The following is a 25451-nucleotide window of genomic DNA, read 5'->3' on the forward strand; positions in this document are numbered from 1 at the left end:
ACAGGTTGCCCGGACCCAAAGGAACTTCCGTTAGCGTGATACCAGGATATATATGAGCAAGAGTACTGCTGAGATCCGTCAAGCGTTTCTCGATTTCTTTAAGAGCAAGGGACATCAGGTTGTAGCCAGCAGCTCCCTCGTACCGAATAATGATCCGACGTTGCTGTTTACCAACGCCGGTATGAATCAGTTTAAAGACGTTTTCCTGGGTCAGGACAAACGCGATTACACGCGCGCCACAACATCGCAGCGCTGTGTTCGTGCCGGTGGTAAACATAACGATCTTGAAAATGTGGGTTATACCGCTCGCCATCATACTTTTTTTGAAATGCTGGGTAACTTCAGCTTCGGTGATTATTTTAAATCAGAAGCCATTGCTTTCGCGTGGGAACTGCTGACCGGAGCTGAGTGGTTCAGCCTGCCTAAAGAGCGTCTTTGGGTCACCGTTTACGAGACCGATGATGAAGCCTACGATATCTGGGCAAATGATATCGGGGTTCCGGCAGAGCGGATTATTCGTATCGGTGATAATAAAGGCAGTGCTTACGCGTCAGATAACTTCTGGCAGATGGGCGATACCGGGCCTTGCGGGCCGTGCAGCGAGATTTTCTACGATCATGGCGATCATATCTGGGGTGGTCCTCCGGGAAGTCCGGAAGAAGATGGCGATCGCTATATCGAAATCTGGAATATCGTGTTTATGCAGTTTAACCGTCAGCCTGACGGAACCATGCTGCCATTGCCGAAACCTTCGGTCGATACCGGAATGGGACTCGAACGCATCAGTGCCGTACTGCAGCATGTAAACTCTAACTACGAGATAGATCTGTTCCGTAATCTGATTGCATCGGTGGCTGAAGTGACTGGCGCTACCGACCTGAGCAATAAATCCTTGCGGGTCATTGCAGACCATATTCGTTCCTGTGCCTTCCTGATTGCTGATGGTGTTATACCGTCGAATGAAAACCGTGGTTATGTATTGCGTCGTATTATTCGTCGTGCTGTCCGGCATGGAAATATGCTAGGAGCCGGTGAGAGCTTCTTCTATAAACTGGTACAACCGCTGATTGATGTCATGGGCAGTGCCGGCGAAGACCTGAAAAAGCAACAGGCTCATGTTGAATCAGTACTGAAAACAGAGGAAGAACAGTTCGCAAAAACCCTGGAGCGTGGCTTGGCTCTGCTGGACGAAGAACTGGCAGCACTGAAAGGGGATACTCTGGACGGTGAAACAGTCTTTCGTCTGTATGACACCTTTGGTTTCCCGGCAGATCTCACCGCTGATGTGTGTCGCGAACGTAATCTGAAAATTGATGAAGCTGGTTTTGACGCTGCAATGGAAGCACAGCGTCAGCGAGCCCGTGATGCCAGTGGCTTCAGTGCCGACTATAACAGCCTGATCAGAGTTGACAGCGAATCTGTATTTACCGGTTATGAGCATTTGCAGGAACAGTCAAAAGTCACCGCCATTTTCGTGAACGGACAAGCGGTTGATCAACTGACTGGAACTGAAGAGGCTGTCATTATTCTCGATCAGACACCATTTTATGGTGAGTCGGGCGGTCAGGTCGGTGATACCGGTGTACTGAACGCCAGTGGAGCCACGTTCTCCGTGACAGATACTCAAAAATACGGTAAATCCAATGGTCATGTTGGACGTTTGACCCGGGGTACCCTGCGGGTGGGTGACAGCGTGTCAGCGCAGGTGGATGAAGCCCGCCGGGCACGGATTCGTCTGAATCATTCGGCAACTCACCTGCTGCATGCAGCATTACGTGAAGTATTAGGTGATCATGTGGCGCAGAAAGGCTCACTGGTCAATGACAAATATTTGCGTTTCGATTTCTCTCACACTGAAGCAGTGAAGCCTGAGCAGTTACGTCGGGTCAATGACATCGTTAATGCGCAGGTGCGTCGTAACCTGGCCGTAGAAACTGATATCATGGATCTGGAAGCCGCTAAAGCGAATGGCGCTATGGCGTTGTTTGGCGAGAAGTATGATCAGAAAGTCCGTGTACTGACGATGGGGGATTTTTCGGTGGAACTGTGCGGTGGTACTCATGCCAGCCGTACCGGTGATATCGGACTGTTCCGTATTATCTCTGAGTCCGGCACTGCAGCAGGTGTCCGCCGTATTGAGGCGGTGACCGGGGAAAGTGCACTGGAGACAGTATTCGCTCAGGATCAACAGTTACAGGATATTGCTCATCAGGTGAAAGCGAACAGCAGCAATCTGAATGAAAAAGTACGTTCACTGGTTGAACAGGTACGTACACTGGAAAAAGAACTGCAGCAGTTGCAGGATCAGCAGGCCGCGCAGGAAAGCAGCTCTCTGGCGACCAAAGCGGTAGAGATTAAAGGTGTGAAACTGCTGGTTAGCGAATTACGTAACACTGAACCTAAACTGTTACGTACTATGGTTGATGATTTAAAAAACCAGTTAGGATCTGCCGTCATTGTGCTGGGAACTGCCAGTGAAGGTAAAGTATCGCTTATTGCTGGTGTAACGAAAGATTTAACTGACAGAATTAAAGCAGGGGAACTGATCGGTATTATTGCCAGTCAGGTCGGTGGAAAAGGAGGAGGGCGTCCGGATATGGCTCAGGCCGGCGGGACCGATCCTTCTGCATTACCAGCGGCTCTGGCAGGGGTTGAAGCCCTGGTCAGCGGGAAATTGTAAAAGATAAACAAGCTACCGGTGAATGCGCCCGGGGATCATTCTCAGGGCGTTATTTACACGATAAGCAACCTAAAATGATAAAGTCAGGTAGTGATGGTGTATTTCGGCTAAACTAACTATTAGCGAAATGTATTGGCGGGCTGATTGAATTTTCTGTATCAGTCGTAGTCAATAGATAGCAATGCGTTATACGATGGATTTGCCGGGAGCCAGAACTGGCCCGACTCTTTTAATCTTTCAAGGAGCAAAGAATGCTTATTCTAACTCGTCGAGTTGGTGAAACTCTCATGATTGGCGATGAGGTGACGGTCACGGTATTGGGTGTTAAAGGGAACCAGGTACGTATAGGCGTGAATGCTCCCAAAGAGGTGTCTGTACACCGCGAAGAGATCTACCAGCGTATTCAGGCAGAAAAAACCCAGCAGCCGGACTATTAACATATTCAGCGCCTCGTATCTGACGAGGCGCGCCATCTTTTTGCCCCTTTTTTAACTGATTCCTGACTCTGTCTCAGTCGCTGTGCCGTTGAAAATACACTCTTTTTGGCTTTTAAATGCCCTGATTGATGACTAAACGCGCAAACAAACAATCTTGCGGAAAAATTGTTTGACTTATAAGTCGGGGGAAGTAATATGTGCGCCAACGCAGCGACGAAGCGCAGTTTTAAGCACGGCGTCGGGGCGGGTAGCGTAGTAACAAGTGGTGAGGTGGCCGAGAGGCTGAAGGCGCTCCCCTGCTAAGGGAGTATGCGGTCAAAAGCTGCATCGAGGGTTCGAATCCCTCCCTCACCGCCATTTACGTTGCATCCGTAGCTCAGCTGGATAGAGTACCCGGCTACGAACCGGGCGGTCGGAGGTTCGAATCCTCCCGGATGCACCATACGTAAACGGTAAATCAGTCTTGTTAATCCGTTGCTAAGATGTGATGTCAGCACTCTGCATTATACAAGAATTCAGAAATGCATCCGTAGCTCAGCTGGATAGAGTACTCGGCTACGAACCGAGCGGTCGGAGGTTCGAATCCTCCCGGATGCACCATTCTCGTGTAGTTTCCCAGGTTGTACAAATCCATCAATTGTTTTTCGATGCATCCGTAGCTCAGCTGGATAGAGTACCCGGCTACGAACCGGGCGGTCGGAGGTTCGAATCCTCCCGGATGCACCATTTCCTGAAAGCTATATCGTTAATAGTCACGGTAACCAGGCTCGGGAAAGTTTGAATTGTCAGCGACTGGAAGTTGTATTATCCGGTGGTTGGTATTACTGCACTGATATTTGTACTGCATCCGTAGCTCAGCTGGATAGAGTACCCGGCTACGAACCGGGCGGTCGGAGGTTCGAATCCTCCCGGATGCACCATTTTTGATGTAACTCCTTGTTTTTCAATCTAACTGCCGGTTTGGGTTGATGCGAAAACAGGTAGCGAAGTATCTGTGGTGAGGTGGCCGAGAGGCTGAAGGCGCTCCCCTGCTAAGGGAGTATGCGGTCAAAAGCTGCATCGAGGGTTCGAATCCCTCCCTCACCGCCATTTGTACTGCATCCGTAGCTCAGCTGGATAGAGTACCCGGCTACGAACCGGGCGGTCGGAGGTTCGAATCCTCCCGGATGCACCATCACCTGTCTCATAGCCTAACCTCTTTACGCTTTTCTGTACCGCAGTTAATCTCAACTTACGAAGCATCCCGTAAATTTTTTATTTTATCTGACCATCTGTCCCCTGTGTACCCGAATTCTGACCTCGCGTCTTAGCTGATTTTTTGCATTGAACATCAGTCCGTTAGCTGTTTATTGTTGTTAGCATTTACGGTTTACTTCGGACGGCGACAATTCACCTGCATTAATATAAAGTAACGACTTATCGGTTTAGTCTGGAGTTACTATGTACGATCATTATGACGGGCTTATTTTTGATATGGATGGCACGCTGGTCAACAGCGAGCCGGCACACCGCCAGGCATGGAAGCAAGTGCTGGAAAAGCACGGCCTGACATTCTCTTTCGAACAAATGGTTGCCCTTAATGGCTCTCCGGGCTGGAAAATCGCCGAACAGATTGTTATAGCTAATGGTGCCACTCTGGACCCTCAGCAGCTGGCCGCTGAAAAAGAGCAGCAACTGGACAAATTTTTGCTGGTAACGTCGACGCTATTACCATTGATTGAGGTGGCTAAACGGTATCACGGCAAGCTGCCCATGGCCGTCGGTACCGGCAGCAGTCATAGCATGGCTGAACGTTTGTTGACTCACCTTGGCGTTCGTCATCTGTTTAGCGTCCTGGTGGCTGCGGATGATGTCAGGCAGCATAAACCCGACCCCCAGACTTTTCTGGAATGTGCCAGGCTTATGGGAGTAGAGGCTAACCGCTGCGTAGTGTTTGAAGATGCAGACTTCGGGGTTCGTGCTGCAAAAGCTGCAGGAATGGATGTTGTGGATGTCCGACACTTATAATCACCGAACCTGTGGCAGCCTTTATCGCCGGCATAGCGGGGATGGCAATTATTTGGTTTATCATCCTTTTTGGTTCATTGTTACACTGCAATTGTACAGAACTATAAGACATAATTATCACCGTGGGAGGTGACAGTGATACCTGACGTATCTGAAGCATTAAGCTGGCTGGAAAAGCACCCTGAAGCAGTACAAGGCATTGGTCGTGGTATCGAACGGGAAACATTACGTGTTCAGCCAGACGGACAACTGTCGTTACAGGGGCATCCTGAAACGTTGGGCTCTGCACTGACCCATAAATGGATTATTACCGATTTTGCGGAGTCTTTACTGGAGTTTGTTACTCCGGTAGATCGTGATATTAAGCATTTGCTGGCGTTTCTGCGTGATATTCACCGTTATGTTACCCGGTCACTGGGTGATGAGCGATTATGGCCTTTTAGTATGCCATGCATCATTAATGACCCGCAGGATATCACTCTGGCCCAGTATGGCAGCTCGAACATTGGCCGGATGAAAACGGTTTACCGTGAAGGGCTGAAGCATCGTTATGGTTCGCTGATGCAGGTTATTTCGGGGTTACACTACAATTTCTCATTACCCGGTGCGTTCTGGCAGGCCAGGTTGGGCATTGATTCTGTTGCTGAGGCAAAAGATGAAATTTCTGCCGGCTACCTGCAGCTGATTCGTAACTATTATCGTTTTGGATGGATTATTCCTTATCTGTTTGGCGCTTCACCGGCTATTTGTGAAAGTTTCCTGCCTCAGGGCAAAGGCAGTCTGCCATTAGAAAGTAACGGTAAAGGGACATGGTGGTTGCCGTATGCAACCTCCTTACGTCTCAGCGATCTCGGCTATACCAATAAGTCACAGAGTGCTTTAGGGATCACCTTTAACTCTCTCGAAGGCTATGTTGCTGCCCTGAAAAAAGCCATCAAAACCCCTTCGGAAGAGTATGCTAAACTTGGTGTGACAGACAGCGAAGGCAAACGTATTCAGCTGAACACCAATGTGCTGCAGATTGAAAATGAACTGTATGCGCCAATTCGGCCGAAGAGGGTGATTCGTGCCGGTGAAGCCCCTTTGGCGGCACTGAGCCGTGGTGGGATTGAATATATCGAAGTTCGCTCACTGGATGTCAATCCGTTTACCCCGGTGGGGATAAACGAAGAACAGATCCGTTTTCTGGATATGTTCCTGATCTGGTGTGCACTGGCAGAAGCACCAGAAATGAGTGCTGAAGAATTGCAATGTACCCGGGGTAACTGGAACCGGGTCGTCATGGAAGGACGCAAACCGGGGTTGAAACTGAGCGCCGGTTGTGGCGAGCAGATTTATTCACTAAAAGACGCTGGCCAGCAGATGTTTGCAGGTTTGCAACGTATTGCTCAGGTTCTTGATGCGCCTGACGGGGGTGATGCCTATCAGCAGGTATGCCGCAGGTTGTCAGAGTCATTAGATGATCCTGAGAAAACTTATTCGGCTAAGATTTTGCAGGAAATGCAGGAGCAGGGGCTGGCAGCCGCGGGAACCCAACTGGCAGACAAATATCGCCAGATGTTACTGCAGGAACCACTGGAAGTCTTGACCGAAGACGAATTTCGTCGCCAGACGCAGGAATCTTTTGCTGCGCAGGCCAAAATCGAAGCCGCAGATACACTGAGTTTTGAAGATTATCTGGCAGGCAGGGAAGGCTGAAAAAAGAAAAGGCCACATCACTGTGGCCAAAGTAACATCTCTGTTGTCAGGGATGATGATAACAAATGCGCGTCTTTCATATATTCAGACGCGGGGCTGACGAAAAAGTTTCATTGATCGAAAAAAATTTTTTAAAAGAGGTGACCATATGCCATTGTTGGATAGCTTTACCGTTGATCATACACGCATGGCCGCGCCGGCTGTCCGTGTAGCCAAGACTATGAATACGCCGCATGGCGATACCATCACCGTGTTCGATTTACGTTTCTGTATTCCGAACAAAGAAGTTATGCCTGAGCGCGGTATCCATACCCTGGAACATTTGTTCGCCGGATTTATGCGTAATCACCTGAATGGTCAGGGCGTCGAAATTATTGATATTTCACCGATGGGCTGCCGTACCGGTTTCTATATGAGCCTGATTGGTACCCCCGCAGAGCAGAAAGTGGCTGACTCCTGGAAAGCGGCGATGCAGGACGTGCTGAAAGTGACTGACCAGAGCAAAATTCCTGAACTGAACGAGTTTCAGTGTGGTACTTACCAGATGCACTCGCTGGAAGAAGCACAGGATATCGCTCGTCACATCATCGAGAATGATGTCCGTGTGAACCACAACGAAGAGCTGGCGTTGCCGCCAGAAACCCTGAAAGAACTGCATATCTAGTTTTGCAGTCCGCCCCGCCGGAATACCGGCTCAGGCAAAAGAAAGGCGTCATGCGGTGCATGACGCCTTTCTTATTTTCAGCGTAAAATCCTCCCCGGGGGAGTGGTCTCATACTGGCAGCTTACCCCAGCGAATGCTGTAGCGTGGTGTGCGGGGTAATCCGGGTCTGCTTAACCATATTGTCCTGCACGTCAAGGATCTCGATGGCATAGTGACCAATCTGTACCTTACGGTTAACTTCAGGGATCTCTTCGAGAACCTCGAGAATCATACCGTTAATGGTTCTGCCACCATCTTCCGGCAGGTCCCAGTTAAAGACTTTATTAATTTCTCTGACATTAGCGCTGCCATCGACCAATACGGAACCGTCATTCTGCGGTAAGACTTCTTCTGCAAGGGTAGGCGACATGGAGGTAGTGAAATCCCCGACGATTTCTTCCAGGATATCTTCGATGGTCACCAGCCCCTTAATGTCACCATACTCATCAACCACCAGACCTGCTTTCTTTTTATTACGCTGAAATTTCACCAGTTGGGTGTTCAGTGCCGTTCCTTGTGGTATGAAATAAATTTCGTCTGCTGCGCGTAGCAGGTTTTCCTTAGTGAACTCTTTCTTCTCAGTCATCATCCGCCAGGCTTCACGAACCCTGAGCATACCTACCGCATCATCCAGGGTATCGCGAAACAGTACGATACGGCCATGCGGTGAGTGTGTAAGTTGGCGGATCACCGATTTCCAGTCATCATTGACATTAATTCCGACGATTTCATTGCGTGGCACCATAATGTGATCGACAGTGACTTTTTCCAGATCCAGTATCGACAGCAACATGTCCTGATTACGGCGGGACATCAGAGTCCGTGACTCATAGACGATAGTCCGTAATTCTTCCTTACTGAGTGCGGAGTTGGCAGAACCGTTGGCCTTAATCCCCACCATCCGCATCAGCAGTCGGGTAATGGAATTTAACAGCCAGACCACCGGCATCATAATGACCTGCAGCGGAGCCAGTAAAAAACTGCTCGGATAGGCCACTTTTTCCGGGTAGAGCGCTGCGATGGTTTTAGGCAGAACTTCTGCAAACACCAGCACCACAAATGTCAGGATTCCGGTAGCGATGGCGACACCTGCGTTACCGTATAAACGAATACCGACGATAGTCGCGACGGAAGAGGCTAAAATATTGACCAGGTTATTGCCAATCAGCACCAGACTTAACAGCCGGTCAGGTCTGGAGAGCAGTTTCTCCACCCGTTTAGCGGCGCGGTTACCGTTTTTAGCGTTATGGCGAAGTTTATAACGGTTTAGTGTCATTATCCCGGTTTCTGAACCCGCAAACCAGGCAGAGATCAGTACCATAACGACCAGGGTAATGATGAGCGATGTGGTTGAAACATGTTCCAACGCGAACTTCCTTTATTTATAAAGATTAATGGGTTAGCAGGTGTTGTAAAATACGGCTGCCAAAATAGGCCATGGTCAGCAGAACAGCTCCACTGCAGTTGAACCAGACAACACGGCGTCCACGCCAGCCTTCATGATAATGTCCCCACAGCAGCACGATATACACAAACCAGGCGAGCAGGGAAAGTACCGCTTTATCGACATTCTCCTCAGAGAACAGGTCACGCATATAAAACAGCCCGCTGCATAACACCAGTGTCAGCAGTACGACGCCAACCTGAGTGATATGGAACATCTTGCGTTCTATCACCATCAGTGGCGGCATATCATGGCTGAACGCCAGTCTTTTATTTTTGAGCTGATAATCAATCCAGGCCAGTTGTAATGCATACAATGCAGCGATGATCAGGGTAGCGTAGGCGAATAATGCGAGGCCAATATGAATCATGATCCCGGGGGTGGTTTCCAGGTGAGTCAGGAAAGCATTGGGCACGAAGGTGGCAAATGCCAGGTTAATCAGTGCAAATCCGTATACAAAAGGCAGCAGCAGCCACCCCCGGTTACGGGAAGCAACAATCGTCATTACCGCACAAATCATCAGGCTGACCAACGAGCCAGTATTTAGCAAACTAAAATTCTGTTCTGAGTTCAGAATAAAAATCCGTTGCTCAATCGCGACACCGTGGGTAATCAACGCAACAATCGCTGAAAGCATAGCCATGCGCCGCCAGCCATTTCCCCGGGTTAACAGACTGGGGATGATCAGGGCAAGACTCAGTGAATAGGCAAATAGCGCCACAATCGCAAAAACTGACATATAAGGGTATCGTGTTAGTCATCATTGAGAGTTCAGACAGGCAGTATAGCGTCAGCAACGACTCGCGCCAAACGATCTCACGGTCAATTGCAGAGATCGGCTGCGCTTCATGTTATACTCCCCGAAAAATGTCGCCCGGGCGGCTTCGCAAAATTTTCAGAGTGAAAGGTAATGTTTGATAATTTAACCGATCGTTTGTCGCAAACACTGCGCAATATCAGCGGCCGCGGAAGGCTGACAGAAGACAATATTAAAGACACTCTGCGTGAAGTACGCATGGCGTTACTGGAAGCTGACGTCGCGCTACCCGTGGTCCGTGATTTTATCGCACGGGTTAAAGAGAGTGCGGTGGGGCAGGACGTCAATAAAAGTCTGACTCCGGGCCAGGAATTTATCAAAATTGTTCGCGACCAGTTGATCGCGGCAATGGGTGCTGAGAACAATACTCTGAATCTTGCCGCCCAACCCCCGGCAGTGGTACTGATGGCCGGTCTGCAAGGGGCCGGTAAAACCACCAGTGTCGGAAAGTTAGGCAAGTTTCTTAAAGAAAAGCAGAAGAAAAAGGTGTTGGTTGTCTCCGCTGACGTGTATCGCCCGGCGGCGATCAAACAGCTGGAGACCCTGGCAGACCAGGTAGGAATTGATTTCTGCCCGTCGGACATCACCCAGAAACCCGTTGATATCGTTAAACATGCGCTAAGCGAAGCACGCCTGAAATTCTATGATGTGCTGCTGGTCGATACCGCAGGTCGTTTGCATGTGGACGAGGCGATGATGGACGAGATTAAGCTGGTCCATGCGGCGATAAACCCGGTAGAAACGTTATTCGTGGTGGATGCCATGACCGGTCAGGATGCGGCCAATACGGCGAAAGCATTTAACGAAGCCCTGCCACTGACCGGGGTTATCCTGACGAAAGTGGATGGTGATGCCCGGGGGGGGGCGGCACTGTCAATTCGTCATATCACCGGTAAACCTATCAAGTTTATGGGGATGGGTGAAAAAACTGATGCCCTGGAAGCCTTTTATCCGGACCGTATAGCTTCGCGTATCCTCGGCATGGGGGATATGTTATCGCTGATTGAAGATATCGAAAGCAAAGTTGACCGTGACCAGGCTGAAAAGCTGGCGAAAAAGCTGAAAACAGGTGATGGCTTTGATCTGAACGATTTTCTGGCACAACTTAAGCAAATGCGCAATATGGGCGGAATGGCCAGCCTGATGGGTAAATTGCCGGGAATGGGTCAGTTACCCGACAACGTGAAATCACAGATGGACGATAAAGTGCTGGTCCGGATGGAAGCTATTATCAATTCCATGACCCGTAAAGAGCGTGAAAAACCGGAAATTATCAAGGGGTCACGTAAGCGCCGTATTGCGATGGGCTGTGGTTTGCAGGTTCAGGATGTCAACCGTCTGCTGAAGCAGTTTGATGATATGCAGCGGATGATGAAGAAAATGAAGAAGGGCGGCATGGCCAAGATGATGCGTGGCATGAAAGGCATGATGCCGCCAGGATTTCCCGGCCGTTAAGCCGGAAAACTAAAAGCCCGGAAGCTAATTTACTTAACAGGTTGCTTTTTGCGCCCAAACGAGTAAAATTTTCGGGCTTTTTATATTGCACCCGGCCCCCGCCCTCGATGGGGTCCGGGTGTTTTATTAACTAAAGAGGATGTTATGGTAACAATTCGTTTGGCACGTCACGGCGCTAAAAAGCGTCCGTTCTATCAGGTTGTCGTTACTGACAGCCGTAATGCGCGTAATGGTCGTTTCATTGAGCGCGTTGGCTTCTTCAACCCGGTGGCTTCTGGTCAGGCTGAAGCACTGCGTCTGGATCTGGACCGCATCGAACATTGGGTTGATTTAGGTGCCACCGTTTCTGACCGCGTTCACGCGCTGGTTAAAGAAGCAAAAAAAGCAGCTTAATCTGTCACGGTGGCGAACATGAGCATAACCAGAAAAACTACCGCACAACCTCCGATGAATTCGCTGGTATTAGGAAAAATGGGAGCGGCCTACGGTATTCGCGGTTGGCTCAAGGTGTTTTCATCCACTGAAGATGCTGAGCGTATCTTTGATTACCAACCCTGGTTTATTCAGCGTGCCGGTCAATGGCAGCAGATTGAACTGGAGAGCTGGAAAAATCATAATCAGGACATGATTATCAAAGTCAAAGGCATTGATGATCGTGATGCAGCGGCGCAGTTAACCAATTGCGAAATACTGGTTGATTCCACGCAACTGCCGACACTGGAAGAAGGCGATTACTACTGGAAAGACCTGATAGGTTGTCAGGTAGTTAACGTCGATGGTTACGGGATGGGAAAAGTCATTGATATGATGGAAACCGGCTCGAACGATGTTCTGGTGGTTAAGGCTAACCTGAAAGATGCGTTTGGCGCGAAAGAGCGGCTAATACCGTTTCTTTATGAACAGGTTATCAGAAAAGTCGATCTCGCTACTGGCACAATTGAAGTAGACTGGGATCCTGGTTTTTGATCTCCGGATTTAACGGTAACCCAACGGCGAACGCGATGTGGATTGGTGTGATTAGCCTGTTTCCAGAGATGTTTCGTGCGATTACCGATTACGGGGTAACTGGCCGGGCTGTGAAAAATGGTCTGCTCAGCATTCAGTGCTGGAGTCCAAGAGACTTCACACACGACAGGCATCGTACTGTCGACGATCGTCCCTACGGGGGTGGACCGGGAATGCTGATGATGGTGCAACCTTTACGGGATGCAATCCACGCAGCCAAGGCAGCGGCAGGTGAGGGCGCTAAGGTAATTTACCTGTCACCTCAGGGACGCAAACTGGACCAACAGGGTGTTTGCGAATTAGCAGCAGACCGGAAGTTAATTCTGGTATGCGGACGCTACGAAGGTATTGATGAGCGGGTAATCGACGCCGAAATTGATGAAGAATGGTCAATCGGTGATTATGTGCTCAGTGGCGGGGAACTGCCAGCAATGACGATGATTGACTCGGTGGCCCGGTTTATCCCGGGAGTGCTCGGGAAACAAGCATCGGCTGATGAAGATTCGTTTTCTGATGGATTGCTGGATTGTCCGCATTATACCCGGCCTGAAGTGTTAGAGGGTGTGGAAGTACCGCCGGTTTTACTGTCGGGTAACCATGCCGAAATTCGCCGTTGGCGTCTGAAGCAGTCGTTGGGCCGCACCTGGCTTAGAAGACCTGAACTTCTGGAAAACCTGGCTCTGACTGAAGAGCAAGCTAAATTGCTGCGTGAGTTTCGCTATGAAAATCAGCAGCAGCAACATGATGATGCGGAAGAATAGTCTTCCCTATATATCAGTTTACCCAGGATAAGAGATTTAATTATGAGCAACATTATCAAGCAACTTGAACAAGAACAGATGAAACAGGATGTACCTTCATTCCGTCCGGGTGATACCGTGGAAGTGAAAGTATGGGTCGTTGAAGGTTCTAAAAAACGTCTGCAGGCATTTGAGGGCGTGGTTATTGCAATCCGTAACCGCGGTCTGCACTCTGCATTCACTGTTCGTAAAATTTCTAACGGCGAAGGTGTTGAGCGTGTATTCCAGACTCACTCACCTGTAGTTGACAGCATTGCTGTTAAACGTCGTGGTGCTGTACGTCAGGCCAAACTGTACTACCTGCGTGAGCGTACTGGTAAGGCTGCTCGTATCAGAGAGCGTCTTAACTAAGGTATCGCTAACGCGACATCTGAAAGTTAATAGAGAACAGGGGGTTGGCCAGTGGCCAGCCCCTTTTTTTTGTGCGAACAAAAAAATGTCCTGTAGACGTGGTTATCGCCCTGGTGTTGGCTCTGCCTGTCAGCTTAAAATGACCAAAACAGCCCCAGGCATATGCTGGTCACCCGGGTGCTGGCACAGCTCCCCCCGTTCTGTTTTTTCTTATTCTCAACTTTAGTTATCACATTATTTCCGTTGTCACCGGTTAAAGCCGGTAAATTTTTAGTGATTACTGTGTCATTATCTGTCAGCCAACGAAATAATTATTCCAGCCGCTGATGGCTGCACAACTACACAGAGAGAAAGAATGCATCAGCTAAAACGCACCCTCCGCCTGCGGGATATGGTGGTGATGGGGCTACTGTTTATCGGTCCGGCGGCACCGGTAGGGCTATATGGAACACTGGAAGCCAGCAGCCAGGGGTTAACGCCGCTGGTATATCTGATTGCCACTCTGGTGATGGCATTTACCGCATGGTCCTATTCGGTCATGTCTTCAGAAATTCCCAATGCCGGTGCAGTCTACGCCTATGCATCCCGGGGCTTATCACCGGCCGCCGGATTTATCGCAGGCTGGGTCATTTTGCTCGACTATCTGTTTATACCGGCAGTCGCCTATTTGTTCAGCGGTATTTCACTGAATGCACTGTTTCCTGTATTGCCTGTCTGGTTCTGGACTTTGCTGGCGGTAGCAGTCACTACCGGACTCAATGTGATAGGCCTGCAACGCGCGCGAAAAGTTTCCCTGCTGGTAGTCAGTGCTGAAGTCGCCGTACTGTTGATGATTCTTGCGGGTGGGGCGTGGGTGGTGTGGCATAAAGGGAGTTCTGTTCCACTGATGCAGCCAATCACCGGATCTCAGGGAGTTGATATCGATCTGCTGTTGTCATCGGTATCTGTGGCATTACTGTCATTCCTGGGGTTTGATGCCATCTCTTCGTTTGGTGAAGAGAATAATGGCGATCGCAGACAAACCGGTCGTGCGACGTTGATTTGCCTGTTCCTTGCCGGCGCTCTGTTTGTCGCTCAGACATGGCTGGCCTCATTGCTCAGCCCGTGGAGCAGCCACTGGTTGACTGAGCATCCGGAAATGCAGGGCAAAGCTTACTACAGCATAGTAAGCCAGTCGGTTGCTGGCTGGCTGGGTGATTTACTGGCCATCGTCAAGGCGTTCGGTGCCGCCTTCTCGGCCATGATTGGCCAGGCAGCAGCAGGAAGGTTGCTGTTTAGTCTCTCCCGGGACCGGATTTTGCCGTCAGCGTTAAGCCGGGTGAGCCAGTCTAACGGGCTTCCGGTGGTCAGTATTTTGCTGGCCGCGGGAGTGAATAGTCTGCTGGCGGTTGTTGCGGCTCTGGTTCCGGAGGGGTTATCGCACCTGGTTTCCTTTGTCGATGTCGGGGCGATTTGCGGGTTTGTTTTTCTTCATCTGTCGGTCACCGGCTGGATGCTGGTAAAACAAAAAAAGCGTGGGCTACGCAATATCCTGCTGTACGGGTTATTACCAGTGGCCGGTCTGTTAATGCTGTTACCGGTATTGTTCAGTATGCACGCTTTTGCTCTGGGTATTGCTGCGGTATGGCTGGTGATTGGTCTGTTTATCTATGGGGTCCGACGGGATCATCAACAGTTGTTCCGGGTACTATGATTTTTAGAGTGCTGACTTCAGTGCGGAGAATGTGCCCGGACTGAACGACAAGGCGATCTGTGAATGCTCCCGGGAACAGGTCAGAGATCTGCCCGGGAAAGATATCCGAATCCCCGTCATCTTGCGGGGCTGTGAACAAAAGGAACGGTGAATGAGTGATGGTAAAAGTCTGAAAACCCGTCAGGGAGAACATCTGTTGCACCCTGAAACATTAATGACCAGTTACGGCTATGACCCACTACTATCCGAAGGGGCTGTTAAACCTCCGGTATTTCTGACCTCAACGTTTATCTTCAGAACGGCGGAAGAGGGGCAGGCATTCTTTAATGTTGCCAGCGGGCGGCAGTCAGCGCCTGAAGGGACCCGGGAAGGGCTGGTTTACTCGAGATTTAACCATCCAAACAGTGAAATCGTCGAAGATCGTCTGGCATTGTATGAAGGCGCTGAGCGCTGCGCGCTGTTTTCTTCAGGGATGTCGGCGATCAGCTCGGTTTTGCTGACACTTTGTAAGCCCGGGGATGTCGTACTGAAAACCCAGCCGTTATACGGGGGGACCGAAACGTTGTTTAACAAAACGCTGGTCCGGCTGGGTATCAGCAGTCAGCCACTGAGTGATGCGCTGGACTATTCGTCAATGCTGGCGACCGCTAAGCAGGCGGCCAGTACCGGCAGAATTACCGCTATTTTTGCCGAAACACCGGCGAATCCGACCAACTCTCTGGCGGATATCCGGTTACTGGCCCGACTCGCCGATGATCTGCAACAGATACAAGGTTTTCGACCCCCGGTTATTTGCGACAATACCCTGCTGGGGCCGGTGTTTCAGCGCCCGCTGGCGCTGGGGGCTGATGTCAGCGTTTATTCCCTGACAAAATATGTTGGCGGGCATTCAGATCTGGTCGCCGGGGCCGCGATGGGCAATCGGGAGCTGATGTCCCGGGTAAGGCAGATGCGTAGTGCCATCGGTACTCAGCTTGACCCACATTCCTGCTGGATGCTGGGCCGTTCTCTGGAGACTCTGCAGTTGCGGATGGAGAAGGCGAATAATAATGCACAGCAGGTGGCGGAGTTTTTACAGCAACACCCTAAAATTACTGCGGTACATTATTTGCCGTTTAATGATCCTGCAACACCTGCTGGCAGGTTGTACCGGGAGCAATGTACTGGCGCAGGTTCGACTTTTTCTTTTGATGTCGGCCAGTCGCAGGCAGATGCCTTTCGTTTTCTGAACCAACTGAAAATATTCCGTCAGGCGGTCAGTCTGGGTGGCACCGAATCACTGGCCAGTCATCCGGCAACCACCACTCATTCAGGTGTTGCCCGCGAAACCCGGGAAGCCTTTGCGATACTCGAAACTACGGTGAGGGTATCGATAGGGATTGAACATCCGGTCGATCTGATTGCCGATTTACAGCAGGCTCTGGACGTTTTAGACGACTAAAATTACAGGCCGGTGATGATACCGGCCTGTAAATCAGTGTGATTTAGCGGGCGATGATAAAACGTTCATTGTCTGCGATATAGGTTTTTTCGCCGGCAGGTGCTTCGACAGAACCGAAGTTCAACTGAGCACGCAGTTTCCAGGAAGCAGGAACATTCCAGGTGTTACGTACATCTTCATCGACCAGCGGATTATAGTGCTGCAGGTTCGCCCCAATACCTTGCTCAGCCAATGCCAGCCATACGGCGTATTGTGCAATACCCGTACTGTGTTCTGACCAGACCGGGAAGTTATCGGCATAGGCTGCAAATTTCTGCTGCAGTCCGGTAACCACATCCTTGTCTTCAAAAAACAGCACCGAGCCGGCAGCGGCTGCGAAGCCGTTAATTTTTTTATCTGTGGCTTCAAAAGCTTCCGCCGGGACATGTTTTCTTAACTGCTCTTTGGTCAGGGACCAGAAAGTTTTATGCTGATCACCGAGCAAAATCAAAGCCCGGGAGCTCTGTGAGTTAAACGCGGAAGGGGCGTTTTTAATCGCTGTCTGAATCAGTGAGATGACCTCGTCATCTGTCAGCGGCAAATCAGGGCCCAGCGCATAAATCGTTCTGCGTTTAGCCGACAGTTCATTAAAACCTTGTGACATAGTGTCTCCTTAACTTTGGGATAACCACTCCGGCCAATGGCCCGGAAGGGTGAGGTTTGCCTGTCAGAAAACAGCATAACCGATTGACTCAGAATCTACCTGCCTATCTTCAGCAATATTTCTGATGATAGAAATCAAATGTTATGAATAAGGCAACGGACACCGCAAGTGACGCAGGATTTGCCCTGCATGGCTATAGGTTGAATCTGTCGTCATACTCCCCGGAAGCTATGACAGCGGGCTTATATAGAACAGCAGGTTATATACAAAAAATTCTTATTATCATTTGTGTTTATGTAGTTCTGGTCATCACTCCCTGGTCACCGGTATAGTGATTTTGTTGTAAACTTGTCAGTTTTTTTAACCTTTTGTGATAATTATCAAAACTTACAGCCTGAGACTGAGTAACAGTGGTCTCAGTCAAGATTACATGGTCTTGTTCACCTTTTTACAGGAGTCCTGGTATGAAAGCTGCTGTCGTTACTAAAGATCATAACGTTGAAATTGTTGATAAAAAGTTGCGTCCTCTTGAGCATGGTGAAGCACTGCTACAGATGGAATACTGTGGTGTATGTCACACGGATCTCCACGTTAAAAATGGTGATTTTGGAGATAAAACCGGGGTCATCCTTGGGCATGAAGGTATCGGAATTGTTAAACAAATTGGACCTGGTGTTACGTCACTGAAACCCGGGGATCGTGCCAGTGTGGCCTGGTTTTTTCAGGGCTGCGGATACTGTGAATATTGTAACAGTGGAAATGAAACACTGTGCCGTAGTGTGAAAAATGCAGGTTACACTGTGGATGGCGGTATGGCGGAAGAGTGCATAGTGGTAGCCGATTATGCAGTGAAAGTACCTGACGGACTTGATGCAGCGGAGGCCAGCAGTATTACCTGCGCCGGAGTGACAACTTATAAAGCCGTTAAGGTATCGAATATTCGTCCCGGACAGTGGATTGCGATTTACGGGCTGGGTGGTCTGGGTAATCTGGCTCTGCAATACGCCAAAAATGTATTTAACGCCAAAGTGGTGGCGGTTGATGTGAATGAGGCTCAGCTGGAATTTGCCCGTGAGATGGGGGCTGATTTAACTATTAACCCGGTAAAAGAAGATGCCGCAAAAATAATGCAGGAAAAATGCGGTGGTGCGCATGCTGCTGTAGTGACTGCGGTGGCGAAATCTGCTTTCAACTCGGCGGTCTATTGTGTTCGTGCCGGTGGCCGGGTGGTTGCGGTGGGGCTTCCGCCGGAATCAATGAGCCTGGATATCCCGCGGCTGGTACTGGATGGTATCGAGGTTGTAGGCTCGCTGGTAGGAACCCGTAAAGATCTTGCTGAAGCATTCCGCTTCGCTGCTGAAGGTAAAGTCGTGCCTAAAGTTGAAAAACGTCCGGTAGAGGATATCAACGATATTTTCCATGAAATGGAACAGGGCAAGATTAAAGGCCGGATGGTTATCGACTTCTGTACCCATACGCATTAACAGAATAAGAGTATAGTCTCTGATGTCATACAGGCTCTGACCTTTCAGGTCAGGGCTTTTTTGTGTCCGGAAAACCTGCGACCTGCGGAAGATATTTTTTTGTCTGTGACAGAGAGTGAAAATGACCGGAGGGCCAACCCCATTGTTGCTGTTGTTTATAAAGCAAGCAATTGGTCAGACCAACCCGAACGGAAAAGTAACATCGTCCACAGAACCTTCATTTGGTGTGTGATCTGAACCAGATCTGGTTAACGACAGCCAGGTACAGGGTTAGGATGTAGCTGACAACACTGAGTTAACATTTACGTAACGGTTGATACTGCCAGCTCCTGCCCCGGAGTTGCGGAGAAATATATGCCCAAATCATCAGAAAAACTCAGCAATCTGCTGATGACCAGACTGGAGCAATTGATAAAGCAACAATCATTACACGGCGGAATGCGCCTGCCTTCTGAACGTGATCTGGCCAGTAAACTGCAGGTGTCACGGGCCTCCGTTCGTGAGGCACTACAGAAACTTAACAGTTCCGGGGTGATTTATACCCTGCCTGGCGGTGGGAGTTTTGTCCGGGAACGGTCAACCCCCTGGACTGAGAGTGTCATTGTGGAACCGCTAACAAAGTTATTAGCTGACGATCCTGAATACCGACTGGATATCCTGGAAGCCAGACATACACTGGAAGCAGGTACCGCATGGCATGCTGCACTTCGTGCCAGCAGCGATGATAAACAGCGTCTGCAATACTGTTTTGAAGCCATGAGCGAATTACCTCCGGGGAGTGATACCAGCCTGATAGCTCAGGCCGATGCGCGGTTTCATCTGATGATTGCAGAAGCGTCACATAATGCAGTGTTGTTACAAACTATGCGCGGGCTGTTTGGTTTACTGCACAGTTCGGTATTACAAAGCCATCAGCAAATGTTCGCCAGCCAGCAGGTTGTCAGCCAACTGACAGAACAGCACTGGCATCTGCTACAGGCTATCCTTGCCGGAGACGCCGCCACCGCCAGGCAGGCGGCAGGCAGTCACCTCAGTTTCGTGCATAAAACCACCCAACAGCTCGATGAAGACTATGCCAGACAGCAAAGAGTTATACGTCTGCCTGACGAGCTTCAGAAATTCACAGGCAATGGATCATGATTATATCGGCTTCTTCTGATTACCGTGCGGCTGCGGAAAAACGTCTGCCACCTTTTCTGTTTCACTATATCGATGGCGGTGCTTATGCCGAGTACACGCTGAAACGCAATACTGATGATCTTTCTGAAATCGCTTTACGCCAGCGGGTTCTGAATGACATGTCATCACTGAGTCTTGAAACTCAATTGTTTAATGAAACGCTATCGATGCCGGTTGCGCTTGGCCCGGTAGGACTGACCGGCATGTATGCGCGGCGTGGAGAGGTTCAGGCTGCCAGGGCTGCATCAGCAGCAGGAATTCCGTTTACCCTCTCTACCGTCTCGGTATGTCCGATTGAGGAAGTTGCGCCGGTAATGTCCCGTCCTATGTGGTTCCAGTTGTATGTTCTGCGGGACCGCGCATTTATGCGAAATGCCCTGGAAAGAGCGAAGGCTGCAGGCTGCTCTGTTCTGGTGTTCACTGTGGATATGCCCACCCCGGGAGCTCGTTATCGTGATGCACATTCGGGGATGAGTGGACCTTTTGCCGCTTCCCGCCGTTACCTGCAGGCTGTACAACATCCAGGTTGGGCATGGGATGTAGGATTACTGGGGAGACCGCATGACCTTGGTAATGTCTCGGCTTATCTCGGCAAACCCACCGGACTGGAAGACTATATAGGCTGGCTGGCTAAAAACTTCGATCCTTCCATTTCGTGGAAGGATTTGGAATGGATTCGTGATTTCTGGGATGGGCCAATGGTTATTAAAGGCATCCTTGATCCACAGGATGCGCGGGATGCGGTACGTTTTGGTGCAGACGGTATTGTGGTATCAAATCATGGCGGGCGGCAACTGGATGGGGTGCTGTCCACGGCCCGTGCCTTACCCTCAATCGCGGATGCAGTTAAAGGAGATATAACAATACTGGCTGATAGCGGTGTTCGTAACGGTCTGGATGTAGTGAGGATGCTGGCATTGGGGGCGGATACAGTACTGCTCGGCAGGGCGTTTATCTATGCATTGGCGACCCATGGGCAGCAAGGGGTAGACAATCTATTGAAACTGGTAGCCAACGAGATGCGTGTCGCTATGACACTGACCGGGGCAAAATCGATCAATGAAATCAGCCGTGAACTGCTGGTCAATGTGGCAGACATAAGATAATTCATAAAACCCGGTGATGTGGTGCCGGGGGACTATACTTAATGCTTTATACCCTGAAGCGGAGGATAGTATGACAATACATAAAAAAGGCTCGGCACACTGGGAAGGTGATATTAAAGGTAAAGGTACTGTCAGTACCCAAAGTGGCGCCCTGAGTCAGCAGCCCTATGGCTTTAATACCCGGTTTGAAGATAAGCCCGGAACCAATCCTGAAGAGCTGATAGGTGCAGCACATGCTGCCTGTTTTTCTATGGCACTATCTTTGATGCTCGGACAGGCGGGTCATCCGCCCAAAAGTATTGATACTACTGCCGATGTTTCACTGGATAAAAAAGGAGAGGGTTTTGCTATCACTAAGGTTGCTCTGGTCAGTGAGATTGAGTTGCCTGGTATTGATGCGAAAACCTTTGAAGACATTATCCTGAAAGCCAAAGCCGGTTGCCCGGTCTCTCAGTTGCTGAATACCGAAATCACCCTTGATTACACATTAATCAACTAAAGGGTGTCAGGCCCGCAGTGACTGCGGGCTATACATTTTCCGCCGAAATTACTCATCATTCTCCTGTTCTTCCACCATCATTCCGGCATGCTGAATTCCCTGACGAATTTTGCTGTTACTGGCAGGTCTGACAGAAGAGTGGACACGAGTGACGCGGGAAGGGTCGGCGGCGATAAATTCAAACGTCGGTGCGTAGTAAAAGGGCAACCACCCCCCAAAACCCGATTCCCACTCCCAACGGACAGGGCAGGGCCAGATAATATCCTGATATAACAGGTAATAAACCCACCGCCCGGAGGGTTTTCTTGGTCGGGATTGTTTTTTTGCTCTCATAAGATGCCCGAAGTTCAGCGTATAATGTTAATCATCAGAAATGGCGGGTGATGAGGCGCAGATTCACCGGTATGCAAAGTGCATTATTGCGGTTGTGGATCGCGATGAACTTCCCCGCAAATCAGTACTGCGTGCGGGCGCACTTTATGAATCCGGTCAGCCATCATTTCACAACTGGCCTGGTTGGGAAAAATATGCTCTGAAACAGGCAACGCATCACAGGCATCATTGCCACAGGCACTGACTAATAATACAAATCCGATTAACATGACTGACTCCTTAGCTCAGTATCCTCGTGTCCCGGCAGCCGGAAGATTAGTATAGCATTGGTGCTGGCATCATCCTGCCAGCCGGTAATCGGTAATACCTGAGTCCGGCATCTTTATTGAATCTGTTCGCCATGAAAGACCGAAAAATAGAGCGGTTATCCTGCCAGAGAGTAGTTAACTGCGTTACACTTTAGGTTTGCGTTATTTAATTCAATACCTACAGGTACTCTTTATGAACGAAGCAATTTCCCAACCCGCAGAACACCCAAAGCAGGCTGCATTACAGCTGGTCATCGAGCTGGTTCGTGCTGGCAAACTCAGTCCGCTCCAGGGTGATGCCGCCAATATGATTTCTATTTATGAACAATTTAAAAATCATTTTGAGCAGGAGAACTCTCAACCGAAATAATCCAGGCTTATGCTGCCGGGGGCCAGGTGGTCTCCCGGAGCATAACCTTCAGAATGCTGAAAGATACAATGCCGGGACCAGTGCAATCAGGTTGTTAAGCGTGTGCAGAAACACCGGCAATGCCAGACCGTTACTTTTCAGCCTGGCCCAACACAGTAACAGAGAAAATAGTGTCAGGGCAGCAATAGATTGCCAGTGTACATACTGGGTATGCAGCGCTGCAAATAACAGAGAGGTCAGCAGCATACAGGCAAACCGACTTTTGGGTGCCCATAACAGAAATGTTTGTAGCAAAAAGCCACGAAACAGCACCTCTTCAAATACCGGGGCCAGACACACCGCGGTGATCAGTAAAATCAACTGAGAACTGCGTGCCTGGCTGGCCTGTTCCGACAGCCAGACCTCTGGCAGCAGGTACTGAATTTCCGCGACCATCAATACCAGCAACGCCAGCGTGAACAGCAATGTTTGTAACGGCTGAAGCTGATTAAAGGGAATATCTGTCCGGCGTTGACAGTAAAAACGATACAATGGATAGATAACCGCAAATTCAAACAAACAGATTACCGGCACCAGTAAACCACTGGTACGCAGTGCAGCAAAATTAGGGAACAGCGTTATCAACAGTGTTATCAGGTAGTAGATAACAAAACTGCCAAGATAGAACGCGGTCAATGTTATTTTGTCTGATTGAGTGTTCATCGTTCGCTCAGCGTTAAGAATCTTCCGAATAATATCAACGGTACAAATCACTGTCGAGTCATGGCAGACAATCACCCATGACTTTCGATACCATGCCGGATATTGACTGGCTTCTCAGATGGTGATGTTTTATTTAATTGCTTGAGTTTAAATGATTTAAATTGTATTGCCAATGGCCGGGCTGGTGGAAAAGTAAACGCTCCTGACGCGCTGACAGTGGTAAACTTCAGGAAATTCTAATCTTTTTCCGAAGGGATTTTCCGTGCCAAAGGTGTCATTTCGTTATTAAATAACCCACAGAACGATCTGCTCGTTGCAAAGCCTTCATACGGTCGGTCCGCGAAGTATGGACTGTTGAACAGAGGAATTGATATGACATTAAATGGAAAAGCCTTACTGGTCTCCGGGATTTTACTGTTGGCAGGCTGCCAGTCAGCCAGTCAGCACGATAACACACAAACCACTTATGTGCCGGATGATGACATGTGTGGAGCATCTGATTATCAACAATATATCGGCAAACCCCTGTCATCGGTGAATGATCTACGTTTTGATAACCCGGTCAGGGCGATCGCACATGACTCAGTCGTTACCATGGATTTTAATCTTCGTCGGCTGAATTTTTTTGCCGATGCGCAGGGAAATATCACCAAAGTCTATTGCGGTTAATGTCATTGCGTGTCATCAGAAAGTCATCATCGGTAGCTAATATCACACGCACTCGTTACCGAATCCTTTTCCCGCTACGGCGGGATTTTTTTTGGGGACAACAAACCGTCTTCGGATGAGAGGGAAGCCATTCAATTATCTTCATCTGCATGAGTTTCTCTGCTGAAACGATCCTGATGTCGCGTGAAGAAAATAACAATTTCAGGTAATTATGTCGTTTTGCTGCCATCTTATCGTCTGGTTATTGTAATGGAATCGTCATGATTGGTTTCACAAAATCAATAGCCAACTGATGCGGATTTTTCTTACCCACCTTAGCGATATACTGCGGATGTTTTCAGATAACAACCACAATATCGAGGTTATTATGGTACGACTGTTTAAAATTGCTGCAGTGCTGGGAGTCGTGGTTATGCTGAACGGCTGCATTTTCCCACCTCCGGGTGGCGGCGGTGGTGGCGGTTGGGGCGGCGGTCACGGCGGCGGTGGCCCTCATTACGGGTATAACGGGCATTAATCTGCCAACAGTTGAGCCAGGGCGGGTGTACACCCGCCCTGAAACTTTAGCCTCCCATAACGAACTGACTTTTATCGTGGCTGTTGGCTCTGTGATTCACATATTTCCCCTCTAAATTGCCTTTTGTTTTTTTTCCAGTGAACAACTCTGAGACGCTGTGGGCACTTCTGCTTTATTTGCACCCGGTTTTACAAAAAAATCTGTTTTTTTATGAATTTGATGTTAACTTCAGGCCTCAGAGAATGCCGAGGCTTAAGTATGAAAAACCTGATCGCTGAGCTGTTAATAAAACTTGCTGAAAGAGATGAAGAATATAAGCTTCAGACGGAGCGACTTGCAGCAATGGAAGTTATTTTATCGGTGGTACTGGATAGCCTGCCTGCAGAATCACTGCACCAGTTTGAAACAAAATTACAACAGCGGATGGCTCAAAATAGCGATTCTGTTGGCGGCGTTTTTCATGATGATGCTTACTCACGGTTTATTGCTGAAATTTCTGCAGCAAAACATTCATAGTCAGATGGATAATCCTCAATAAGTTGCAGATAATATTATTTCCGCTGTCACTCAGGCGGTTTTATCTCTGGCTTAATGGCCGGTATCTATTTGACAGGAGTAAGCAATGAAAAAGATGATGATCGCACTGGCTCTGTGCGGACTTTGTGTTGCAGGTTCAGCTTCCGCTGCTGAAAAAACTGCACAACAACAGAAAATGACTGACTGCAACCACGAGGCCAGTTCCCAGAGCCTGAAAGGTGATGCCCGTAAAAATTTTATGAGCACTTGTCTGAAAAAAGATCATAAAGTTGAGGGGCTGACAGCACAACAACAGAAGATGAAAACCTGTAATGCTGATGCAAAGCAAAAAGCATTAAAGGGTGATGCCCGTAAATCGTTTATGAGCAGCTGCCTGAAAAAAAAGCTGATTTCCCGGGAGTATCGCTGAATAGTATTTTCCAGACAGCCTCATGTTGAGGCTGTTTTTCAAACTATGGCTGCACGCAAAGTGCTTTCCCTGCCGGTAACCGCATTTGTTGTGACAACAAACCTTCCCCACTACTCTATATTTCCTTGCAGTCAGGTTTTAATTAAATGTTACATTTTTACCTG

At 49.2% G+C, this 25451-nt stretch carries 27 protein-coding genes and 7 tRNA genes; 28 read left to right on the plus strand and 6 right to left on the minus strand.

Annotation, left to right across the window (positions count from 1 at the left end):
• The first annotated feature begins 52 nt into the window (after positions 1-52).
• The 12 genes from alaS to luxS all read left to right on the plus strand — a co-directional run bounded on the left by alaS (position 53) and on the right by luxS (position 7486).
• Positions 53-2680, plus strand: coding sequence for an alanine--tRNA ligase (alaS, locus tag HA49_RS13850; RefSeq protein WP_038018480.1), 2628 nt, complete (start codon positions 53-55; stop codon positions 2678-2680).
• A 251-nt stretch (positions 2681-2931) separates the two neighbouring features.
• The gene (gene csrA / locus HA49_RS13855) at positions 2932-3117 is read left to right on the plus strand and encodes a carbon storage regulator CsrA (protein ID WP_025902553.1); all 186 of its coding nucleotides are present in this window, start codon (positions 2932-2934) and stop codon (positions 3115-3117) included.
• Between the two features lie 264 nt (positions 3118-3381).
• Positions 3382-3474: transfer RNA gene (locus HA49_RS13860), tRNA-Ser, on the plus strand.
• A gap of 8 nt (positions 3475-3482) precedes the next feature.
• A tRNA-Arg gene (locus tag HA49_RS13865) sits at positions 3483-3559 on the plus strand.
• An 81-nt stretch (positions 3560-3640) separates the two neighbouring features.
• Positions 3641-3717 (plus strand) — tRNA-Arg (locus HA49_RS13870).
• Positions 3718-3766: 49 nt separating this feature from the next.
• A tRNA-Arg gene (locus tag HA49_RS13875) sits at positions 3767-3843 on the plus strand.
• Between the two features lie 117 nt (positions 3844-3960).
• A tRNA-Arg gene (locus HA49_RS13880) sits at positions 3961-4037 on the plus strand.
• Positions 4038-4113: 76 nt separating this feature from the next.
• A tRNA-Ser gene (locus HA49_RS13885) sits at positions 4114-4206 on the plus strand.
• Between the two features lie 8 nt (positions 4207-4214).
• Positions 4215-4291: transfer RNA gene (locus HA49_RS13890), tRNA-Arg, on the plus strand.
• Positions 4292-4557: 266 nt separating this feature from the next.
• A complete protein-coding gene (gene yqaB / locus HA49_RS13895; RefSeq protein ID WP_038018483.1) occupies positions 4558-5124 on the plus strand; it encodes a fructose-1-phosphate/6-phosphogluconate phosphatase in 567 nt (188 codons plus the stop codon).
• Positions 5125-5259: 135 nt separating this feature from the next.
• Entirely contained in the window at positions 5260-6822 is a 1563-nt protein-coding gene (gshA, locus tag HA49_RS13900; protein ID WP_038018488.1) for a glutamate--cysteine ligase, read from the plus strand.
• 148 nt (positions 6823-6970) lie between these two features.
• Entirely contained in the window at positions 6971-7486 is a 516-nt protein-coding gene (gene luxS, locus HA49_RS13905; RefSeq protein ID WP_038018492.1) for an S-ribosylhomocysteine lyase, read from the plus strand.
• A 121-nt stretch (positions 7487-7607) separates the two neighbouring features.
• On the opposite strand, the gene HA49_RS13910 is transcribed toward luxS, so the two are convergent.
• Both HA49_RS13910 and HA49_RS13915 read right to left on the minus strand, forming a co-directional pair.
• Complete coding sequence (locus HA49_RS13910) at positions 7608-8891, minus strand: HlyC/CorC family transporter (RefSeq protein ID WP_038018493.1); 1284 nt, start codon at positions 8889-8891, stop codon at positions 7608-7610.
• A 25-nt stretch (positions 8892-8916) separates the two neighbouring features.
• Positions 8917-9708, minus strand: coding sequence for a cytochrome C assembly family protein (locus HA49_RS13915; protein ID WP_038018494.1), 792 nt, complete (start codon positions 9706-9708; stop codon positions 8917-8919).
• A 171-nt stretch (positions 9709-9879) separates the two neighbouring features.
• On the opposite strand from HA49_RS13915, the gene ffh reads away from it, so the two are divergent.
• From ffh to HA49_RS13950, 7 genes are all read left to right on the plus strand, one after another.
• Positions 9880-11241, plus strand: coding sequence for a signal recognition particle protein (gene ffh, locus HA49_RS13920; protein ID WP_038018495.1), 1362 nt, complete (start codon positions 9880-9882; stop codon positions 11239-11241).
• 144 nt (positions 11242-11385) lie between these two features.
• Positions 11386-11634 carry a 30S ribosomal protein S16 gene (gene rpsP, locus HA49_RS13925; protein WP_038018499.1) on the plus strand — a complete coding sequence of 83 codons (249 nt, stop codon included), beginning with the start codon at positions 11386-11388 and terminating at the stop codon, positions 11632-11634.
• A 54-nt stretch (positions 11635-11688) separates the two neighbouring features.
• A complete protein-coding gene (rimM, locus tag HA49_RS13930; RefSeq protein WP_425427736.1) occupies positions 11689-12207 on the plus strand; it encodes a ribosome maturation factor RimM in 519 nt (172 codons plus the stop codon).
• A 35-nt stretch (positions 12208-12242) separates the two neighbouring features.
• The gene (trmD, locus tag HA49_RS13935) at positions 12243-13007 is read left to right on the plus strand and encodes a tRNA (guanosine(37)-N1)-methyltransferase TrmD (RefSeq protein ID WP_046791838.1); all 765 of its coding nucleotides are present in this window, start codon (positions 12243-12245) and stop codon (positions 13005-13007) included.
• A gap of 42 nt (positions 13008-13049) precedes the next feature.
• Positions 13050-13397 (plus strand): 50S ribosomal protein L19, encoded by a 348-nt coding sequence (gene rplS, locus HA49_RS13940; RefSeq protein WP_038018503.1) that lies wholly within the window; start codon positions 13050-13052, stop codon positions 13395-13397.
• Between the two features lie 355 nt (positions 13398-13752).
• Positions 13753-15090: an APC family permease gene (locus tag HA49_RS13945; RefSeq protein ID WP_046791839.1), complete on the plus strand. Its 1338-nt coding sequence runs from the start codon at positions 13753-13755 to the stop codon at positions 15088-15090.
• A gap of 151 nt (positions 15091-15241) precedes the next feature.
• Positions 15242-16531 (plus strand): cystathionine gamma-synthase family protein, encoded by a 1290-nt coding sequence (locus HA49_RS13950; RefSeq protein WP_038018510.1) that lies wholly within the window; start codon positions 15242-15244, stop codon positions 16529-16531.
• A gap of 43 nt (positions 16532-16574) precedes the next feature.
• On the opposite strand, the gene HA49_RS13955 is transcribed toward HA49_RS13950, so the two are convergent.
• Positions 16575-17174, minus strand: coding sequence for a nitroreductase family protein (locus HA49_RS13955; protein ID WP_038018512.1), 600 nt, complete (start codon positions 17172-17174; stop codon positions 16575-16577).
• Positions 17175-17638: 464 nt separating this feature from the next.
• Here HA49_RS13955 and adhP point away from each other — a divergent pair, with 464 nt between their 5' ends.
• The 4 genes from adhP to HA49_RS13975 all read left to right on the plus strand — a co-directional run bounded on the left by adhP (position 17639) and on the right by HA49_RS13975 (position 21442).
• A complete protein-coding gene (gene adhP, locus HA49_RS13960) occupies positions 17639-18658 on the plus strand; it encodes an alcohol dehydrogenase AdhP (RefSeq protein ID WP_038018515.1) in 1020 nt (339 codons plus the stop codon).
• 354 nt (positions 18659-19012) lie between these two features.
• Positions 19013-19798 carry a transcriptional regulator LldR gene (gene lldR, locus HA49_RS13965; protein ID WP_038018518.1) on the plus strand — a complete coding sequence of 262 codons (786 nt, stop codon included), beginning with the start codon at positions 19013-19015 and terminating at the stop codon, positions 19796-19798.
• Positions 19795-20943, plus strand: coding sequence for an FMN-dependent L-lactate dehydrogenase LldD (gene lldD, locus HA49_RS13970; RefSeq protein ID WP_038018519.1), 1149 nt, complete (start codon positions 19795-19797; stop codon positions 20941-20943). Before lldR ends, lldD begins: the two co-directional genes overlap by 4 nt.
• 70 nt (positions 20944-21013) lie before the next feature.
• On the plus strand, positions 21014-21442 hold the full coding sequence (locus HA49_RS13975) for an OsmC family protein (RefSeq protein ID WP_038018521.1): 429 nt from the start codon (positions 21014-21016) through the stop codon (positions 21440-21442).
• A gap of 48 nt (positions 21443-21490) precedes the next feature.
• On the opposite strand, the gene HA49_RS13980 is transcribed toward HA49_RS13975, so the two are convergent.
• Together HA49_RS13980 and HA49_RS13985 are read right to left on the minus strand one after the other, a co-directional pair.
• Positions 21491-21775 carry a hypothetical protein gene (locus HA49_RS13980; RefSeq protein WP_046791840.1) on the minus strand — a complete coding sequence of 95 codons (285 nt, stop codon included), beginning with the start codon at positions 21773-21775 and terminating at the stop codon, positions 21491-21493.
• Between the two features lie 83 nt (positions 21776-21858).
• Entirely contained in the window at positions 21859-22044 is a 186-nt protein-coding gene (locus HA49_RS13985; protein ID WP_038018524.1) for a hypothetical protein, read from the minus strand.
• Positions 22045-22276: 232 nt separating this feature from the next.
• On the opposite strand from HA49_RS13985, the gene HA49_RS21595 reads away from it, so the two are divergent.
• Positions 22277-22453: a hypothetical protein gene (locus HA49_RS21595; RefSeq protein ID WP_169748776.1), complete on the plus strand. Its 177-nt coding sequence runs from the start codon at positions 22277-22279 to the stop codon at positions 22451-22453.
• Between the two features lie 48 nt (positions 22454-22501).
• Here HA49_RS21595 and HA49_RS13990 read toward each other — a convergent pair whose 3' ends face one another.
• The gene (locus HA49_RS13990) at positions 22502-23155 is read right to left on the minus strand and encodes a CPBP family intramembrane glutamic endopeptidase (RefSeq protein ID WP_038018527.1); all 654 of its coding nucleotides are present in this window, start codon (positions 23153-23155) and stop codon (positions 22502-22504) included.
• A 372-nt stretch (positions 23156-23527) separates the two neighbouring features.
• On the opposite strand from HA49_RS13990, the gene HA49_RS13995 reads away from it, so the two are divergent.
• From HA49_RS13995 to HA49_RS14010, 4 genes are all read left to right on the plus strand, one after another.
• Positions 23528-23824 (plus strand): I78 family peptidase inhibitor, encoded by a 297-nt coding sequence (locus HA49_RS13995; RefSeq protein WP_038018530.1) that lies wholly within the window; start codon positions 23528-23530, stop codon positions 23822-23824.
• A gap of 367 nt (positions 23825-24191) precedes the next feature.
• The gene (locus tag HA49_RS21600) at positions 24192-24341 is read left to right on the plus strand and encodes a hypothetical protein (protein WP_169748777.1); all 150 of its coding nucleotides are present in this window, start codon (positions 24192-24194) and stop codon (positions 24339-24341) included.
• 258 nt (positions 24342-24599) lie between these two features.
• Positions 24600-24857, plus strand: coding sequence for a sigma-S stabilization anti-adapter protein IraP (locus HA49_RS14005; protein ID WP_038018536.1), 258 nt, complete (start codon positions 24600-24602; stop codon positions 24855-24857).
• A 106-nt stretch (positions 24858-24963) separates the two neighbouring features.
• Positions 24964-25287, plus strand: coding sequence for a PsiF family protein (locus HA49_RS14010; RefSeq protein WP_046791841.1), 324 nt, complete (start codon positions 24964-24966; stop codon positions 25285-25287).
• Positions 25288-25451: the final 164 nt, after the last annotated feature.

This window comes from Tatumella morbirosei, assembly GCF_000757425.2.
In the GTDB taxonomy this organism is placed as follows: domain Bacteria; phylum Pseudomonadota; class Gammaproteobacteria; order Enterobacterales; family Enterobacteriaceae; genus Tatumella; species Tatumella morbirosei.